This window comes from Pseudoalteromonas sp. NGC95, assembly GCF_015864705.1.
Taxonomy (GTDB): Bacteria; Pseudomonadota; Gammaproteobacteria; order Enterobacterales; family Alteromonadaceae; genus Pseudoalteromonas; species Pseudoalteromonas arctica.
The window spans coordinates 12,554-30,138 of the sequence record NZ_JADYWR010000022.1 but is presented as its reverse complement, the minus strand read 5'-3'; the positions used below and the strand labels follow the sequence as shown (position 1 = coordinate 30,138).

Sequence of the window (17,585 nt, the reverse complement as noted above, 5' to 3'; positions counted from 1 at the left end):
GTCAATATGAGTCAAAAAATAGTTATTAAAGCAAATGTTAAACGCGAACTACAAGAGAGTGTACCAACGGTAAGCTACGAGTGGAATTGGCGTCGTATTGTGAGTATTGCTATGTTGGTATTAATGACCTCTGCAGCAGTTGTGTATGGCTTAACAACGTCAGCCAGTGCAGAGCAAGGTGAGCATCCAAATGAGCAGGAGCAATTTTTAAGCTTTAGCAATAACGCTCAAAACCAGACAAACGTTGAAGTAACGGATGTTGAGCCTGAATCATCAGTAAACAATACCCATAATGAGCCTGCAGAGGTAATGCAAGCTCGGATTGAACCGTTGCCAGCTGAGCAAAATGAGGCTCAACTAAGCATTTCAAGTAATACATCTGATGAGGCTGAGCTTGTAAATAATCCCCCTGTTTTATTGGCTAACAACGATAGTGTTACTGAACAAAGCGAAAGTATTAATACAGAGTTAAACTCAAACCTTGATAATGATGTGCAAGAAGAAACCGCAGAAGCTCAAAACGTAGCTGAGCCAGCCAGTCAAAGCGACTTACTTTTAGAGTTAGAAAGTGATGATGGCGCATTGAGTGGCACTGAAGGTTTTTCGCCTACAGCACAAGTGGCAAGTGTGGCATTGGGCGCACAAATAGACACGGGTAAAATTAGCCGTGCGGTACTTACTCGTAAAGTAAGTAAGCGTGAGCCCACTAATGTATTTGCTGCTGATATTCGATTAAGTCAGTTTGATGAAGGCGTATCGTTTTTTAGTGAGATTAAAAACCTTCAAGGCCAGCAAGTTAAGCATGTTTGGTCGTTTGAGGGTGAGACTATGGCTGAAATTACACTTAATGTCACTTCGCCTCGCTACAGAACGTACTCAACAAAAAATATCATGGACACACAGACAGGCCATTGGCGTGTTGATGTAGTTGATGAGCAAGGCAATTTAATTGCCCAAAAAGAATTTAGAATTTTAGCTGACTAAAACTAGCTAAACGCAGTAATTAATTGGATACCCCTATGACAGAAAAAACAAAATTAGTACGCATCGCAACGCGCAAAAGCGCCTTAGCACTTTGGCAGGCCGAATTTGTAAAAGCAGAGCTTGAGCGTTTTCATGCAGATGTGCGCGTAGAATTAGTCCCAATGTCGACGCAAGGGGATATAATTTTAGATACGCCATTGGCTAAAATTGGCGGTAAAGGCTTATTTGTTAAAGAGCTAGAGCAAGCCATGTTAGATGGCCGAGCTGATATTGCCGTGCATTCTATGAAGGACGTGCCAGTAGAGTTCCCAGAAGGATTAGAGCTGTATACTATTTGTGAGCGCGAAGATCCACGTGATGCGTTTGTATCAAACAATTTTGCAAATTTAAACGAGCTACCACAGGGCGCCATTGTGGGTACTTCGAGCTTACGCCGCCAGTGCCAAATTAAAGCACTTCGCCCTGATTTAGATATTCGTGATTTGCGCGGTAATGTAAATACGCGTTTAGGTAAATTAGATGATGGCCAATACGATGCTATTATTTTAGCGGCAGCGGGGCTTATTCGTTTAAAAATGAGTAAGCGTATTGCTGACTACATTGAGCCAGAAGTGTCATTACCGGCAAATGGTCAAGGCGCTGTAGGTATTGAATGTCGTATTGATGATGAAGTAACAAAAGCATTACTTGCACCACTTGAGCATACCCAAACACGTATTCGCGTAAATGCAGAGCGTTCGATGAACCGCTATTTAGAAGGTGGTTGCCAAGTTCCTATTGGTGCTTATGCATTAGTTGATGGCGAGCAGGTACATTTGCGTGGTTTAGTGGGTGCTGTTGATGGCAGCGAAATTTTACGTGACGAAGTAACAGGTCATGTAAATGACGCAGAAGAACTAGGTATTGAGCTTGCTAAAAAATTACTAGCTCAAGGCGCAGACAAAATATTAGCTGAAGTTTATAGAGACGCATAAATGACACATATTCTGATAACTCGGCCCGAAGGAAAAGGCGCAGCCCTTGCACAGCAATTAGAGCAAGCGGGTTATCAGGCGTCTTTGTTTCCGGTATTAAAAATAACGCATTTAACACCCTCCAGCACTGAACTTAGTCCGCTGTTAAATGCAGATAAAATAATATTTATATCGCAAGATGCAGTCAGTGCACTTTCGCAATTAAAACCCGATATAAATACCAAGGCGCAGTTTTATGCGGTTGGACAACAAACAGCCGACATTATATATGAGCAATTTGGTGTGCGCGCAGCAGTACCAAAGCAGTATGATTCAGAAGGGTTACTTGCGCTCAAATCACTCGCCGAGGTTGATGGCAGTAATATAGTGTTAGTTAAGGGGCAAGGTGGCCGCCCTGAGTTAGCTAAAACGCTAAAAGAGCGTGGTGCTTTTTTAAATAATTGTGTTGTGTACAAACGTGAACCCACAGAGAGTATCATCCCTAACTGGACAGACCACTGGAAAAGCCAGAATGTACACGGTATAGTCATAACAAGTAATGCAGCAGTTGATGCTATATTTAAAAGCCTTACTGCACACCAACTACAATGGTTACAACAGTGCCGATTTTATGTTGCAAGCGAGCGGATAGCCGCTTATTTAAAGTTGCAACAAGTAAGTTCGGCTAATATACACATTGCAGCAGGGGCTAGCGATAATGCTATGTTTACCTGCATAAATCAGCAAGGTAGCAACATGAGCGAACAGTCAAAGCCAGTTACGGCAGAAAAAGCCACATCAACAATAGCTAACCCGGCCTCAGCTAAATCAGCTAAGCAAGAGCCAGCAGCTACAAAAAATACGACAGAAAAAAACAAACAAAAGGTAAGTAAGGTTGCAGCACTTGCGCTTCTTATTTCGTTAATTGTGGCCTCTGGTGTTGGATACGAGTTTTATCAAAAATTAAATGCTGGTAAGGCGCAAAACCTAGCCGTTAATGAGTTAAGCGAGCAAAATAAGTTACTCGTTCAAGAGCTGCAAGCACTTAAATCGGCGCAATCTAATTTGCAGCAAGCGCTGTTTAATAGTGAGAAAAAAGTAGCCGCAACCCTAAGTGAAAGTGCAGTTAAAAATCAGCAAGAGCTAAAAGCAGCTCTGCAAAAAGCGCAGCAACAAGGCTCGTCTTTAAACCCACAAGAAGTAACCAGCTTACAGCGTATGGCTGAATTTAAACTATGGGCTGAAAAAGATTACCAAGGCACTAGTGCTGTTTTAAAGCGCTTAGATGCATTACTTAGCGAACACCCAGGAACAGTTGAAGTTCGCCAAGCTATTATGCAAGACATACAAACACTTGATAGCCTTAAACCTATAGCAACAGAGGCTATTTATTTACAGCTAAACAGTGCACTTAATAGCGTTGATAATTTAGTTTTTAATGCGGTTAACTTGCCAGAAGAAACGGCTGCAATAGATGAAAATGCTTTAAGTGATGACGTGAGTGATTGGCAGCAAAACCTGAGTAATAGCTGGAATAAAATTGTGGATAGCTTTATTACTATTCGCCAGCACGAAGGTGTTTCCATTGAGCCATTACTTACAGATCAAGAGCGCCATTTAATTAATCAACGAATCAAGCTTAATATAACTCAGGCACAAGATGCACTTATGAGTAAGCAGGCGAGTATTTTCTTTAGCGCCTTAAGTGAAGCAAAACGTTTAGTTGGTGAGTACTTTAAGCAAGACGATGATGCAACCAAAACGGTACTTAAAGCGTTGTCTAAACTCGAAAAAGAGCAGCTTAATTTTAATCCAAAAATAACCTTAAATAGTACACAAAAGGTTAAGGAGTGGGCGCAATGATAGGGCTAATTATTTTAATTGTAGCTATTGTTGTTGTACTAGCGGTTACTCCATTTGTGCTAGATGAAAAAGGTTATGTACTTATTTCATTTAACAATACGACGATAGAAGGCACGATAGTATCGTTTTGTATAATGGCAGTCATTACCGCTGTTGTTTTATATTTAACATATAAGCTAATTCGCTACTTATTATCGATTTATCATAATACTAAACATGGCTTTTTTGCACGTAGCCAAGAGCGCAAACAAGTAGCTATTGAGCAGGCTCTGTGGAGTGCTATTAATGATGATTATGAGCATGTAGAGCAGGCTCTATCGGGTAATAGCGTACCAGATAAGTTTGAAGATATTCGCTTAGCATTACTTGCAAAAGCAGCGCTTGCTAATAATCAAACAGATAAAGCACTTGAGCGTTTATTTGAAATAAGCCCAGAGCATCAATTAAAAGTAGCAAAGCTATGGTTGGCAAGTGGCGACAGTAGCGCGATTGAATCACAAATGCGTATTAGCGCAGAAGCTAAAAAAGCCACCGCACTTGAGTTAAAACTTTATGCAGAAGTATTAGTACAGCAACAACACTTTAGTGCGCTGGAAGATTTTTTGCCGCGTTTACTGCGCAAAAAAGCACTTACTGATGCACAGTGGACGCAGTTATTTAGTGCCTACTTTAATGCGTTAGATGCAGACAAACTGAGTGAAAAATATAAACAGCTACCTAAAAAACTGCAAGCTCATGCCCACACCGCATATTTAATGCAAATGGCGCAAGCAGGTCAATTGGCTGTTATCGAAAGTGACTTAATTAAAATGGTTAAGCACAATGAGCAACACTTAGAGCTTGCCAATATATTAAGTAAAGCAACAGCAGCCGATGCGCCTAAGTTGCAAATAAACATACAAGAACGCCTTAAAAAGGATGATTCCAATAATTCACTATTACTTGCGCTGGCTTGCCTTGCTAATGCTAAAGGTGATTATGACTTAGCAGCTAGAATTTTTGATAAAGGACTGAATAGTGACAATAAAAAACAGTTCTCTGAACAAGCTGTTTTAAGTTATAAAAATAGTGCACAAGCAGAAAAGGCGCTCGTTTTATATCAATAAATGACTACACTATAACTACTTAGCATTTTTTGTAGTTCAGGAGCACAAGCATTGAGAAAGTTTTTAATATTAACCCTTAGCTTGGCTTGTGCTTACTTTTTTACTGGGTATTTTAGCAACTCACTTCTTTCTGTAGATGGCTATGCGGTCGCCTCTTGGCCGCCCTCAGGAATTGCTTTAGCGAGCTTTTTAATTTGGGGACGTAAGTCATTTATTGGCCTTATTCTTGGTGCTTTCTGTACTAACTTAATTCATCTTGATAACACCGTAGATATTCTTCATTTTAATGTGCTTTTACAAGCTATTTGCGTCACTTTAGCCTCTGTTTTACAGGCTTGGATTGGTCGTCAAATTATAGTAAATGTTATAAAGGCTCCACTAGATTTATCTTCTTTAAAACACAGTGTGCAGAGCTTAATAGTAGCAGGACCAATATGCTGTGTTATTGCTGCAGGTGTGGGAACTAGTTTATTAGCATTGAATAATGTGATCCCTACGCATGCTATTTTTGATAGCTTTATAGCATGGTGGATTGGCGACAGTATCGGTGTACTTATATTTACTCCACTCATGCTCGCAGCCTTTAATTACACGCAAGTACGCCACCGTATGTTGGTAATTTTACCTTCACTATTAATTTATATACTAATCAGCGTTAGTTTTTATGGCGCTGCCAGTGTTAAAAAAGAAAAAGACATTCAAAAGCAAGAAGCCAAAATACTTACTGTGCAAAATGCTATAAGCCAGAAGCTCGATGGTATTACTGCTCACTTAGGATTGTTAGCTACATTTTTTGCTAGTAGTAATGACGTGAACTTTAAAGAGTTTAAACAATTTACTTCAAAGCAGTTGGACTATAGCCAAGAAATTTTAGCATTTGAATGGATACCTTATGTACCAGCAAATAAACTCGCAGATTTTGAAACACATGAAAATACAGCCACAGGCAAACCTTTATATATAAAAGAAAAGTCACTTGATGGAGGTTGGCAACCTGCAGGTACTCGTAGTAATTACTTTCCTGTAAAATATGTATATCCCTTAAAAGATAATGAAGGTGTTTTAGGGTTTGATTTAGCTTCTAGTAAAGTAAGAGGTGCAGCGCTTAGCAAAGCGAAAGAGCTTAATGAACTTGCACTAAGTGAGCCAATTAATTTAGTCCAAAATACAGCTGAAGACGGTGTACTCTTTTTATATCCTGTTTTTGGAGAGTCGTCTACCGAAGATGATTTTCAAGGTTTTGTGGCTGCGATTGTCAGTCTGAAACGCTTATCGCAAACACTATTATTTGATCACAACAACTCAATTTCAGTCAGTTTTTTTGATACAACGATACCAGGGAAAAAGCAGGCAATTTATATTGCCGATACCGATAACTCGCAAACGCTGTTTAAAGAATATCAATTGTTGATTGGCAAACGCATGTGGCAGGTCGAGTTATATGAACCAATAGTTAGAACGTCTTGGTTAATGTATTGGCTTGCACAAATAGTAGGTATGTTGTTTGTGTGGTTACTGATTACATTTTTGATTTCAGTTACAGGTACAAACATACAAATTCGGGAACAAGTGGCTAAGCAAACGCATACATTACGCAAAGAAAAACAAAAAGCAGATGAAGCGAGTCATATTAAAGGACAGTTTTTAGCAAACATGAGTCACGAAGTACGCACCCCTATTAACGGTATAAAAGGGCTGCATTATTTAGCGCTGCAACAGAATGATTGGCAACAAGCAAGAAGTTACATTGAACAAGCAGATGGAGCACTGGGTGTTTTACTGCGGGTATTAAACGATGTGCTCGACTTTTCAAAAATGGAAGCAGGCAAGCTAGACTTAATGCAAGAGCCTATTAATGTAGCGAGTTTAGCGGATGAAATGCTTAATTTACTTCAGTTTGAAGCTGACATTAAATCAATAAAGTTAAGTCTCGATTTTGATAAAACATCAAATTTGGTCATTAATACCGATCCAATCCGCTTAAAACAAGTGCTGCTGAATCTGCTCAATAATGCGGTTAAATTTACAGGGGAAGGTGAGATCACTCTGAAAATTTGGCAGTCGAAAAAAATGACTTACTTTAGTATTAACGATACGGGTATTGGTATTAGTAGCGAAGCACAAAAACAATTGTTTAAACCGTTTGCGCAAGCCGATAGCTCAACCTCACGTCAATATGGTGGTACAGGCTTAGGGTTAAGTATTTGCAGAAAGCTGGTTGAGTTAATGGGTGGTGCAATTGATTTAGTCAGTTATGAAGGTAAAGGTTCTACATTTACATTTAGTTTGCCGCTTATATCGCCTTTACCAAAGGCAGAGCAAATTCAACAGCAATACGACGAAATAGATGTAAGTACCTTATCATTCGCAAACTATAAGTTACTTTTAGTCGAAGATAACCCACTTAACCAGCATGTTGCCAGTGCCATTTTAAAAACAAAAGGGTGTATTGCCGACATTGCTAATGATGGTTTTGAAGCCATAGAAAAGCTAACCGAAAATAGCTACGACATTGTTCTTATGGATATTCAGATGCCAAAAATGGATGGACTCCAAGCAACAAAAGTAATTCGTTGTGATTTAGGGTTAATTGATTTACCCATAATAGGGCTATCGGCGAACGCCCATGACGATGACGTTAAAAAGGCATTAGCCTCTGGAATGAATAGTTATATTACCAAACCTATTGATGCAAATACGCTTTTTAAAACTCTTTGGCATTATTTATCAAATAAATAAGTAACGTTATTTTTTGCACAAAAAGCAGACATATGACCGCTTAAACTTAACGCAAACCATATAGACTTGAAAAATAACTATATCTGCGTATCATGCGCGCAAATTTAACTAAACTGGGTTGCTATTATGATCAATAGAAAATTACCTTTGCTAGATATTCACCGTCATTTAGATGGTAATGTACGTGCGCAAACCATATTAGAACTTGGTCGTCAGTTTAATATAGAGTTACCTGCAGATAACGTTGAGGCATTAATTCCTCATGTTCAAGTTATTGACCCTGAGCCAAACCTTATGGCTTTTTTACAAAAGTTAGATTGGGGTGTCACTGTACTTGGCGACTACGATGCGTGTAGACGCATAGCGATTGAAAACATTGAAGATGCACAAGCACAAGGCCTTGATTATGTAGAGCTTCGATTTAGCCCTTACTACATGGCACAAAGCCAAGGTTTACACCCAGAAGGGGTTGTAGAGGCGGTTGTTGATGGTATTAAATCAGCAACAAAGGGTGCAAATATAAAAGCTAACTTGATTGGTATTTTATCGCGTACTTATGGCGTAAAAACATGTCAAAAAGAGCTTGATGCTTTACTCGCATTTAAAAATGATTTAGTCGCTGTTGATTTAGCCGGTGACGAAATTGGCTTTCCTGGTGAGTTGTTTGTAGAGCACTTTAAAAAAGTACGAAATGCTTATTTAGCTTCGACTATTCATGCTGGAGAGGCACTCGGTGCTCCAAGTATTTGGCAAGCAATTAATGAGCTAGGTGCAAGCCGAATAGGGCATGGCGTTAAAGCTATTGAAGATCCAAAACTAATGGGTTACTTACGCGATAACCGTATTGGTATTGAGTCGTGCTTAACAAGTAATATTCAAACCAGTACAGTAAACGATTTAGCTAAGCACCCACTTAAACAGTTTTTAGATCACGGTATTTTAGCGTGTATTAATACTGATGACCCTGCGGTTGAAGGCATTGAAATTGAGTACGAATATACCGTTGCAGCACCTAAAGCGGGCTTATCTCAAGCTGATATGGAAAAAGCCCAAAAAAATGCATTAGAAATAGCATTTTTAAGCGATGGCGATAAAAAAGAGCTTTCAGCAATCGTTAGCGCACGTTAACTCTATTTAATACACATTAAAAATGCCGCTTTATAAGCGGCATTTTGTTATCTGTAATTTAGTGTGTTTGGCAGCTCATGTAATTATCGTAAAGTGCTTTAAGTACATCTGCTCGGCTGATCATGCCGATTACTTTAACACCCTCTACAACAGGGTAGTTTTTTGGTTTACCGGGCTGCATTTGCTCTGCAAGCTCAATAATATTGGTATCGCCGCTAACGGTCACTACCTTTGTTTGCATAAGTTGCGATACTTTAACCATCCCATCACAAAAATAACTGCTTTGCGTAAGTGGTTTTAATAGTTCTTGCTCAGAGATAAATCCGACTAGGCATTTATCTTTATCAAATACTGGTGCGCCAAGTAGTTTAAATTTTTGTAGTTCTGCTATGGCTGTCGTCATTTCTGTATCTGGTGTGATATTTGGCAACTTGCGTTGCATAAAATCTTTTACTTTTGTATTTAGCATTTGGGTCTCTCCCGCTGATGTTCTATACAAAGTATGGTTTATAAATAGGGATTTAGGAAATTGTTTATGTTGATGAGATTGATAGGTTTTAACTATTAAGTATTTGTTGTTATATAAAATAAAAGCACCGATTAGGTGCCTTTATTCATAACTGAAAGTTAATTTCAATTATTTGATAAATGCGAATGCATCTGCGTACATGTTTTCACGAATTGCACCATGAGTAATAAAGTCATCACGGACAATACCTATCATGTCAAAACGACCGGCCATATAAATATCGTATGGTTCAAGTGATACAATATCTTGCATTACCGCTTTATGTACATAGCCAGTGTGACCTTGCCAATTAGCAGATGGATTTTCTACCACAGGGATAAACTCAAAGTTTTTGTGGCTATCGGCCCATGTTTGCATTTCTGTATGTGCGTATAAAGCTGACTCTTCTTTTACACCCCAGTAAAATAATACAGGACGGTCGCACTTAATTTCAGCTAAGTGATCAGCCATTGATTTTGCGTATGAAAAACCAGTGCCACCGGCAAGTAAAATAATAGGGCGCTCACATTGCAGGCGCAACTGTGAAATACCCAAGCCAGCTTCAATGTCTACTAACTGCCCAGTGGTATGGGCGTTTCGTAAATGTTCCAGCGATTGCATTGCATACGAATCGGCACCTGACGCGCCAATATGCAGTTCTATTGCATCGCACTGTGAAGGGCGGCTAGCTATAGAAAAAGCACGTTTGTCTTTTTCGCCCAATACGAGTTGCATGTATTGGCCAGCTTCAAAGGTCACAGGTTGTTGTGGCTTTAAAATTACTTTGTGAACAAATTCTGTAAGTGGGCTGATAGCTACAACTTCAGCTTTTAATGTTTGCATTTTTTACCTTTTAGCAGCGCTTTAAACAGCAGATACGCAATCGAATGACTCGATTCTAGCATATCTGCAGGATTATTTTATAGCCTGTTATGTACTTACATATAAACACTTAAAGAATATTAAGGCTTTCCCAAATATCATCTACGCGGTCTTTGGTGTCTTTATCCATAACAATAGGCTCGCCCCATTCGCGGGTGGTTTCGCCAGGCCATTTATTGGTGGCATCCATTCCCATTTTTGAACCAAGGCCAGAGACTGGCGATGCAAAATCGAGATAATCAATAGGTGTGTTTTCTATTAATGTTGTATCGCGAGCAGGATCCATTCGGGTTGTTATAGCCCAAATAACATCTTCCCAATCACGGGCATTAATATCGTCATCGCACACAATTACAAACTTGGTATACATAAACTGACGTAAGAACGACCAAACTCCCATCATCACGCGCTTAGCATGACCAGGATATTGTTTTTTCATTGTTACAATCGCCATACGGTATGAGCACCCTTCAGGCGGAAGGTAAAAGTCGACGATTTCAGGAAACTGCTTTTGTAATATTGGCACAAACACTTCATTAAGTGCTACACCTAAAATCGCAGGCTCATCAGGCGGTCGGCCAGTAAATGTGCTGTGATAAATAGGATCTTTACGATGCGTTAAGTGAGTTACCGTCATTACTGGAAAGTCATCTACTTCATTATAGTAACCGGTATGGTCACCATAAGGGCCTTCTGGCGCCATTTCACCTGGCATAATGTAACCTTCAAGTACTATTTCTGCACTGGCAGGGACTTGTAGGTCATTTGAAATAGATTTTACAACTTCGGTTCTGCTACCACGTAATAAACCAGCAAATGCATATTCGCTTAATGTGTCGGGTACAGGCGTTACTGCACCTAATATAGTAGCTGGATCGGCACCTAGTGCTACCGAGACAGGGTAAGGCTGCCCAGGGTTTTCTTTACACCATTCTTGAAAATCAAGCGCGCCACCACGATGCGACAACCAACGCATAATTATTTTATTTTTGCCTAATAATTGCTGGCGATAAATACCTAAATTTTGGCGCTTTTTATAAGGCCCTTTAGTGACTGTAAGGCCCCAAGTAATTAATGGCGCTGCATCACCTGGCCAGCAATGCTGAATAGGTAATTTAGTTAAGTCTACATCATCACCTTCTAAAACTACTTGTTGGCAAGGCGCTTTTTTAACTTCTTTTGCTGGCATATTAAGCACTTGCTTAAAAATAGGTATAGCGCCTAGTGCTTCTTTAATACCCTTTGGTGGATCAGGCTCTTTTAAAAAAGCGAGTAGTTTACCTACTTCGCGCAGCTCGCTAACGTCTGTTTGGCCCATGCCCATTGCTACGCGTTTTGGTGTACCAAATAAGTTGGTAAGCACCGGCATATCGTAGCCTTTTGGATTTTCGAATAATAACGCAGGACCTTTAGCACGCAATGTGCGATCAGATATTTCGGTCATTTCAAGATACGGGTCGATTTCTTGGGTGATACGTTTAAGTTCGCCTTTTTTTTCAAGCAAATCGATAAAATCACGTAGATCTTTATATTTCATTGTGGGCCGCTATTAAGCAAAAGAGTTGAAGTATTATACCCATTTCATGCAAGCCAAGTCATTACTTGCACTTAAAACTTAAAGCGCTCTACGGCACTTGTTAAGGAGTGTGCAAGTTGATTTACGTCTTCACTTTCGCTTGCTAGGGTTGTCGCGTTTTTGGCATTCAAGGTTGCTTGCTCTGTCACCTTGGCCATTATTTGTTGAATGTCGTTACTGTTAGTCAATTGCTCATGTGATGCATGAGCAATCTGCTCACTCATCTGATTAACAGACAACAATGTGCTTTTAATACGCTCTACGGCTTTATTTAGTTCAGTGCTGTTTTTAACACATTGCTTGGCTTGGTGTTGGCCATCGGTAATGTGTTCTTGAGTTGTTTGAGTGTGCTGTTGCAATGTTTGGATCATGGTGTTTATTTCGCTAGTCGAGGTCTGTGTACGTGCAGCTAATGATCGAACCTCATCAGCAACTACAGCAAACCCGCGTCCGTTTTCACCCGCTCGCGCTGCTTCAATTGCAGCATTGAGTGCCAATAAGTTGGTCTGCTCGGCAATGCTGCTAATTGTTTCAACAATGGCTTCAATAAGCTGAGTGTGTTGGGCTAGTTCCTCAGTGCTGCCTACGCGCTTCGCTCCAACTGCTGTTGTGCAACAACCGTCATTTGCTGACCTTTTTCACTGGTTTTAATAGCGCTGCGGTCTAGTTCATGGGCGTCACTACTAATTGCGCCAATTAACTGGGTAAGGTCTTCACTGAGTTTATTTATGTTATTTAGCAAAGTACCAAATTCATCTTTACTGCGCGGATGGCTTCGCTTTGATAAATCACCTGAGGCGATTCGGGCTAAATCGCGGTTTACTTTTTTAAGCGGTTTTAGCATTGCGCGAGTTGTAAAAATAGAGATAGCGATAATCAATATAATTAAAACAAGCGTAATAATTACTACAGAACTAATCCCAGTATTTATGGCGGCCTTTGCATTAGTTTGTAAGGCATTAAAGCGCTCATCAGCCAATTTATTAAGTTCAATAAGCTGACCTTCTGTTGTTATAAATTGCTGTTGAAAGTGTTCAAAATTTTGAGCCGCAGCAATAGTACTTTTGAGTACTTTATTTTGTTGGGCATAAATTCCTGTATTGTTGTTAAGTAACTCTCTTAATTGATTAAACTTAGTCGTTAAATTTTTAGCATTAAACGCATTATTAAAGGGTAGCGCTTGTTGCTCTAAATAGGTGAAATTAGGTTGGATGTTATCTAGTAGAAATAGGGTATCTTGCTGATGGCTATTTAAATCATTGATACTTGTAGTTTGAGTAATGCTTTTTATATTATTGCTTAAGTTAAACAATAAATCATCTATACGGGTCGCTGTTCCAAACATAGCATTAAGTAGCGCCTGCTGGTTTGCAGGCACTTCTAAAAGTTCTATATCAAGTAAGTTAGAACTTAAATTGTAAAGTTGCTCGTTAAACGTTGCTGATAATTCTATGGTGGAATTTTGCGCTACAAACTTACTCTCTTTAGCACTAAACATTGCGACACTTACTTTAGTCAGTTGCTCAAAGCCTTCGTTGGTACTGGCGAGTAAATTTTGCATTGTTATTTGTTGATTTAGTTGAGTGCTTAACGAATTGAGCATATCGCTAAATTGTTGTTGCTCAGCTTGCGCCTGTTTTTTATTTTGTTGAAGTAAATCAAGGTTTGCTTGGCTGTAAGCTAAGGCATTAAATTTGGTAATAGACAGTAATGATAGCCTTAAATCTTTACTGAACTGTTGTACCGGAACTGCTAATTTTTCGGTTCGGGTATTGTTAACGCTAATTTTGTTTAATGACCAATAAAAAACACACTACTTGTTAGCACCAATAAACCAATGGCTGTAAAAGCTAAAATTATTTTATGTTTGATCGCAATTGAACGCATAACTTCATCACAATAATGGGTCTTTAATTATTGTAGCATTTCTGTAATTTATTGGTTAGTTTTGTGTTAAACCTTGATGCACTGTCTTTTTTTACCAGCAATGATTAGCATGGCCTCATTTCCCTTACCCCAAAACAGTACCTCTTCACTTATATATTTATTCCCTGATGCACTTTTTTCGTGATTAAGTACATGCACTTTATTGTTAAAGATAAGTTCGGCTTCAGAATTATTAATGATATTGAGTTTTACACTCTCATCATCGCATTGGTAAGCAGTACTGGTTTGTAAATCACTACATGCGGTTAAGCTTAGTAAAATAGCGATTAATGCTAAATATACTTTCATTTTTTCCTCCCATCTTCTTTAAAAGTTAGTTAAAACACAGGGCAAAATTTTAATCTAACGTAAGAATAACAAAGCAAAATTAACCGTTGGTGAAAGTAGCGCTTTACGTTATGTTTATAGCAATATTTTTTGAGCTCGGAAGCTTTATGGCAGGCACTAACCTTTTAACGTTATTAGACGATATAACCACTTTACTTGATGACATTGCGACAATGAGTAAGGTAGCAACAAAAAAAACAGCGGGTGTATTAGGCGATGACTTAGCGCTCAATGCACAGCAGGTTACAGGTGTTGCAGCAGAGCGTGAATTACCGGTTGTTTGGGCTGTGGCAAAGGGCTCATTTTTAAATAAAGCGATACTCGTACCCGCTGCTTTATTAATAAGCGTATGGCTGCCTTGGTTAATAACACCGCTTTTAATGATGGGTGGTTTGTTTTTGTGTTTTGAGGGAGCTGAAAAAGTATTTGCTAAGTTTTTGCCTCATCACAATGAAGTGGTAGATGAAGATGAAAAATTAGATTTAGTTGAGTACGAAAAACAAAAAATAAAAGGGGCAATAAGAACCGACTTTATTCTTTCAGCCGAAATTATTGTTATTACTTTAGGCACTGTGGCAGGCGCTACATTACTTAACCAAGCTTTAGTGCTTTGTGTTATCGCAATTATAATGACGATTGGCGTTTATGGCTTAGTGGCCGGTATTGTAAAGCTGGATGATGCCGGGCTTTATTTACTCAACCAATCTAAAGTGTCAGCTAATAAATTTAAAGAGTTACTTGGTAAAGGCTTACTCGCAGCAGCGCCTAGATTAATGCAGTTTTTAGCATTTGCGGGCACTATTGCGATGTTTTTAGTAGGTGGGGGGATTTTAGTGCATGGTGTTGAGTTACTGCATCACACGCAGATAGATGTAACGAGCTATGCTCAGTCTGTTGCTGGCGGCACAGGAGAAGTATTAGCGCCTCTATTATTTGATGGTTTGCTAGGTGTTATTGCCGGCTTAGTTGTTGTGCTTATACATGTAAGTTATACAAAGTTATTTAAAAAATAGTTTATAGCTGGCGTACTTGTTGCGCCAGCTATATTGAAATTCACTCATTCACAGTTAGCTATTTTACAAAGAGATTCCAATTCAAATTGTGCTTTAGTATTTTTTTGCTCAATGGCCTTTTTGTACCAATAAATAGCCTGCTGTTGATCCTGATCTATTCTCTGACCATCACGATACATTTGCGCTAAATTTAATTGCCCCCATTGAGAGCCCGCTTCAGCAGCTTGTTTAAAACTATTAAATGCTTCAACAAACAAACCATCTTTAAAATAAATAATGCCTTGTTGATTGTTTTTATCGAGCTTTAAGCCTTTATATAGTGGCTTAGGTTTGGGAGGATGCATCACAAACCCACCATAAAGGATGTTGGCATAGGGGCGCAGCACGTCGTAAATAGCTTCGTCGTTGTAAAGGCGTGCTACTTCATCACGAGGGAGGGTGATTGTTTTAGTGGAAAAGTAATTGTCTTGAATTAGCTGGCTAGTACGCATTGCCAAAGTAATACTATTATTACGTTTATAGCTGTAGTTGCTTATCTGAAAGGTAATAAATTGTTCGTCAAAATTTAAAATTTGAGCAATTCTTAAATTGGTTAGGGTCCAGGGCTCGTGTGTAAATTTGTCGGCGTGTACTAAGTAAGTATCATATATTTTAGGCGTATTTAAATAGCCTTCCTTTCGAGTCTCGCTATTAAGGTGCTGTTGATAAAAAAATAAAACAATCCAAAGTAATAAAAATACACCAATAAAGTATTTAGGTAGGCTTAGTTTTTCTATTAACGGTAGTTGCGTTATTTTTACAGGTTCGCTTTTTCCGCATTGATAGCACTCGCGTTTATAGCTTAATTTTAAGGCAAACATAGGTAAAATACTAAACCGTAAATAGCGGCTTTTATTTACTAAATGATAGGCGTCGCTTTGACAATGAGGGCAGCGTGTTGTTTGTGCAAAATATGGAAATGATTCACTCGTGTTGAAAAGTAACATAAAGCACGCTCCTTGTTTAATTACCTAAAGGTAAAACAAGAAGCGTGTTAGTTAAAGCTACAAACTGTAAGTAAGTATGTCTGTTATTACTTATTTTGAGCTTTAGGCTTAATTGTTGTTTTTGCATCGGCAGCCATTAGAGCAAATACAGCATATGCAGCGGTATTTTGACGAAGCTTAGCAGGTGTTACTTTATCAAGCGTATCGTCAGCTGTATGGTGGTAATCAAAGTAATCTGTTCCATCTTGAGCAAGTTCAAAAATAGGCGCTGACGTTGCTGCTTTAAGTGGAATTAGATCGGGGCCACCATTCGCTTGGTTTTTACCAATGTGCTCAATATTTAACGGCGCAAGTTCTTTTGCTATAGCGCGAACTACAGGAAGTGACTCTGCGCTTACGTTCGATTCAAAAGCATATACAACATCGGCGCCAAAATCAGACTCAGCGGCTGCAACAATATTGCTTAGCTCGTTTTTATGCTCTGCAAAATAAGCTTTTGCACCCCAAAGACCTAGCTCTTCAGCTGCAAAAAGTACCACACGAATACTTCGCTTAGGACGTTTTACATCGCTAATATGTTTAGCGGCTGCCATTGTTAGCGCAACGCCTGCACCGTCATCTAGTGCGCCAGTCCCTAAGTCCCAAGAATCTAAATGCCCGCCAATTAATACATATTGCTCAGGGTTTTCGGTACCATTAAATTGGCCAATAACGTTATAACCAGTGCCTTCACCAAGGCTTTCGGTTTGCACATTAATATTTACCGATACGTCTTTATCTAAAGCAATGAGTCGTGCTATTTGATCGGCATCTGGATTAGCAATGGTTACATTAGGTATTTTTGTAACACCTTCTTTGTAGTAACTACCGCCAGTGTGTGCAAAACGATGATGACCAGTACTTACCGAGCGCATCATGTAGGCAACAGCGCCTTTTTTAGACGCTTCTATAGCGCCTGTGCCACGTGCTTTTACAGCAGGTCCGTAACCATTCCCATCTATATCGCGGTTCATGCGGTAATTAATATACGCAATTTTACCTTTTAGGCTATTTGCAGGTGCTGCAATTAACTCATCAAGTGTTTCGAATAAGACTACTGGCGCTGTGATCCCATCTTTAGGCGTGCTTATACTGTTACCTAATGCAGTTAAATGTAGAGGTTGCTCGCTTGGTGTTAGTATTTTTCCGCTTTCGCTATAACGGCGCCATTCAGGAAAAGTCGCTTCTTCAAGCCATACTTTATCAAAACCAAGCTCATTAAATTTAGCTTTAGCCCATGCCACTGCTTTTTTATCATTTTCAGTACCAGGTAAGCGAGGGCCTACTTCAGTTGTTAATGACTCTAGTAATTTATAGCTTAAATCACTATTTAGTGCAGAGGTGCGCACTTCATTGACTTGTTGTAATTGCTTTTGGGTAAATTCGGCGTTGTTAGCGTTTGCAGCCATACTGCTAGTAAGCAGCAGTGCGGTAATTAGTTTTTTCATTTGGGTAAGCCTTTTTAATAATTAGCGCTATTAGAACATGTAACAAACATGATAAAAAATAGATGAGATGAATAGGCTTTGTAATA

The 17,585-nt window shown here is 39.2% G+C and carries 13 protein-coding genes and 1 pseudogene; 7 read left to right on the top strand and 7 right to left on the bottom strand.

Features of this window, described 5'->3' with window-relative positions:
- The first annotated feature begins 6 nt into the window (after positions 1-6).
- From I6E70_RS16820 to add, 6 genes are all read left to right on the top strand, one after another.
- A complete protein-coding gene (locus I6E70_RS16820; RefSeq protein ID WP_197189238.1) occupies positions 7-984 on the top strand; it encodes a DUF2914 domain-containing protein in 978 nt (325 codons plus the stop codon).
- Positions 985-1,019: 35 nt separating this feature from the next.
- Positions 1,020-1,958 (top strand): hydroxymethylbilane synthase, encoded by a 939-nt coding sequence (hemC, locus tag I6E70_RS16815; protein WP_010554568.1) that lies wholly within the window; start codon positions 1,020-1,022, stop codon positions 1,956-1,958.
- Entirely contained in the window at positions 1,959-3,800 is a 1,842-nt protein-coding gene (locus tag I6E70_RS16810; RefSeq protein WP_197189237.1) for a uroporphyrinogen-III C-methyltransferase, read from the top strand.
- Positions 3,797-4,906: a heme biosynthesis HemY N-terminal domain-containing protein gene (locus I6E70_RS16805; protein WP_197189236.1), complete on the top strand. Its 1,110-nt coding sequence runs from the start codon at positions 3,797-3,799 to the stop codon at positions 4,904-4,906. The genes I6E70_RS16810 and I6E70_RS16805 overlap by 4 nt, the downstream gene beginning before the upstream one ends.
- A gap of 51 nt (positions 4,907-4,957) precedes the next feature.
- Positions 4,958-7,645, top strand: a complete 2,688-nt coding sequence (locus I6E70_RS16800; RefSeq protein WP_165736043.1) for a CHASE domain-containing protein — start codon at positions 4,958-4,960, stop codon at positions 7,643-7,645.
- A gap of 126 nt (positions 7,646-7,771) precedes the next feature.
- On the top strand, positions 7,772-8,773 hold the full coding sequence (gene add, locus I6E70_RS16795; protein ID WP_197152252.1) for an adenosine deaminase: 1,002 nt from the start codon (positions 7,772-7,774) through the stop codon (positions 8,771-8,773).
- Between the two features lie 58 nt (positions 8,774-8,831).
- On the opposite strand, the gene I6E70_RS16790 is transcribed toward add, so the two are convergent.
- The 5 genes and pseudogenes from I6E70_RS16790 to I6E70_RS16770 all read right to left on the bottom strand — a co-directional run bounded on the left by I6E70_RS16790 (position 8,832) and on the right by I6E70_RS16770 (position 13,974).
- Complete coding sequence (locus I6E70_RS16790) at positions 8,832-9,242, bottom strand: CBS domain-containing protein (protein WP_007580571.1); 411 nt, start codon at positions 9,240-9,242, stop codon at positions 8,832-8,834.
- Positions 9,243-9,410: 168 nt separating this feature from the next.
- Entirely contained in the window at positions 9,411-10,124 is a 714-nt protein-coding gene (fre, locus tag I6E70_RS16785) for an NAD(P)H-flavin reductase (protein ID WP_024589658.1), read from the bottom strand.
- A gap of 109 nt (positions 10,125-10,233) precedes the next feature.
- Entirely contained in the window at positions 10,234-11,700 is a 1,467-nt protein-coding gene (gene ubiD, locus I6E70_RS16780; protein ID WP_007580574.1) for a 4-hydroxy-3-polyprenylbenzoate decarboxylase, read from the bottom strand.
- A gap of 71 nt (positions 11,701-11,771) precedes the next feature.
- Positions 11,772-13,626: pseudogene (locus I6E70_RS16775) on the bottom strand (methyl-accepting chemotaxis protein).
- A gap of 66 nt (positions 13,627-13,692) precedes the next feature.
- Entirely contained in the window at positions 13,693-13,974 is a 282-nt protein-coding gene (locus tag I6E70_RS16770; protein WP_007580576.1) for an MliC family protein, read from the bottom strand.
- Between the two features lie 146 nt (positions 13,975-14,120).
- Between I6E70_RS16770 and I6E70_RS16765 the strand changes: the two genes are divergently transcribed.
- Positions 14,121-15,026 (top strand): DUF808 domain-containing protein, encoded by a 906-nt coding sequence (locus I6E70_RS16765; protein ID WP_169045189.1) that lies wholly within the window; start codon positions 14,121-14,123, stop codon positions 15,024-15,026.
- A gap of 44 nt (positions 15,027-15,070) precedes the next feature.
- Here I6E70_RS16765 and I6E70_RS16760 read toward each other — a convergent pair whose 3' ends face one another.
- On the bottom strand, positions 15,071-16,012 hold the full coding sequence (locus I6E70_RS16760; protein WP_197189235.1) for a tetratricopeptide repeat protein: 942 nt from the start codon (positions 16,010-16,012) through the stop codon (positions 15,071-15,073).
- 86 nt (positions 16,013-16,098) lie between these two features.
- On the bottom strand, positions 16,099-17,499 hold the full coding sequence (locus I6E70_RS16755) for a M20/M25/M40 family metallo-hydrolase (protein ID WP_182737823.1): 1,401 nt from the start codon (positions 17,497-17,499) through the stop codon (positions 16,099-16,101).
- Between the last annotated feature and the right edge of the window lie 86 nt (positions 17,500-17,585).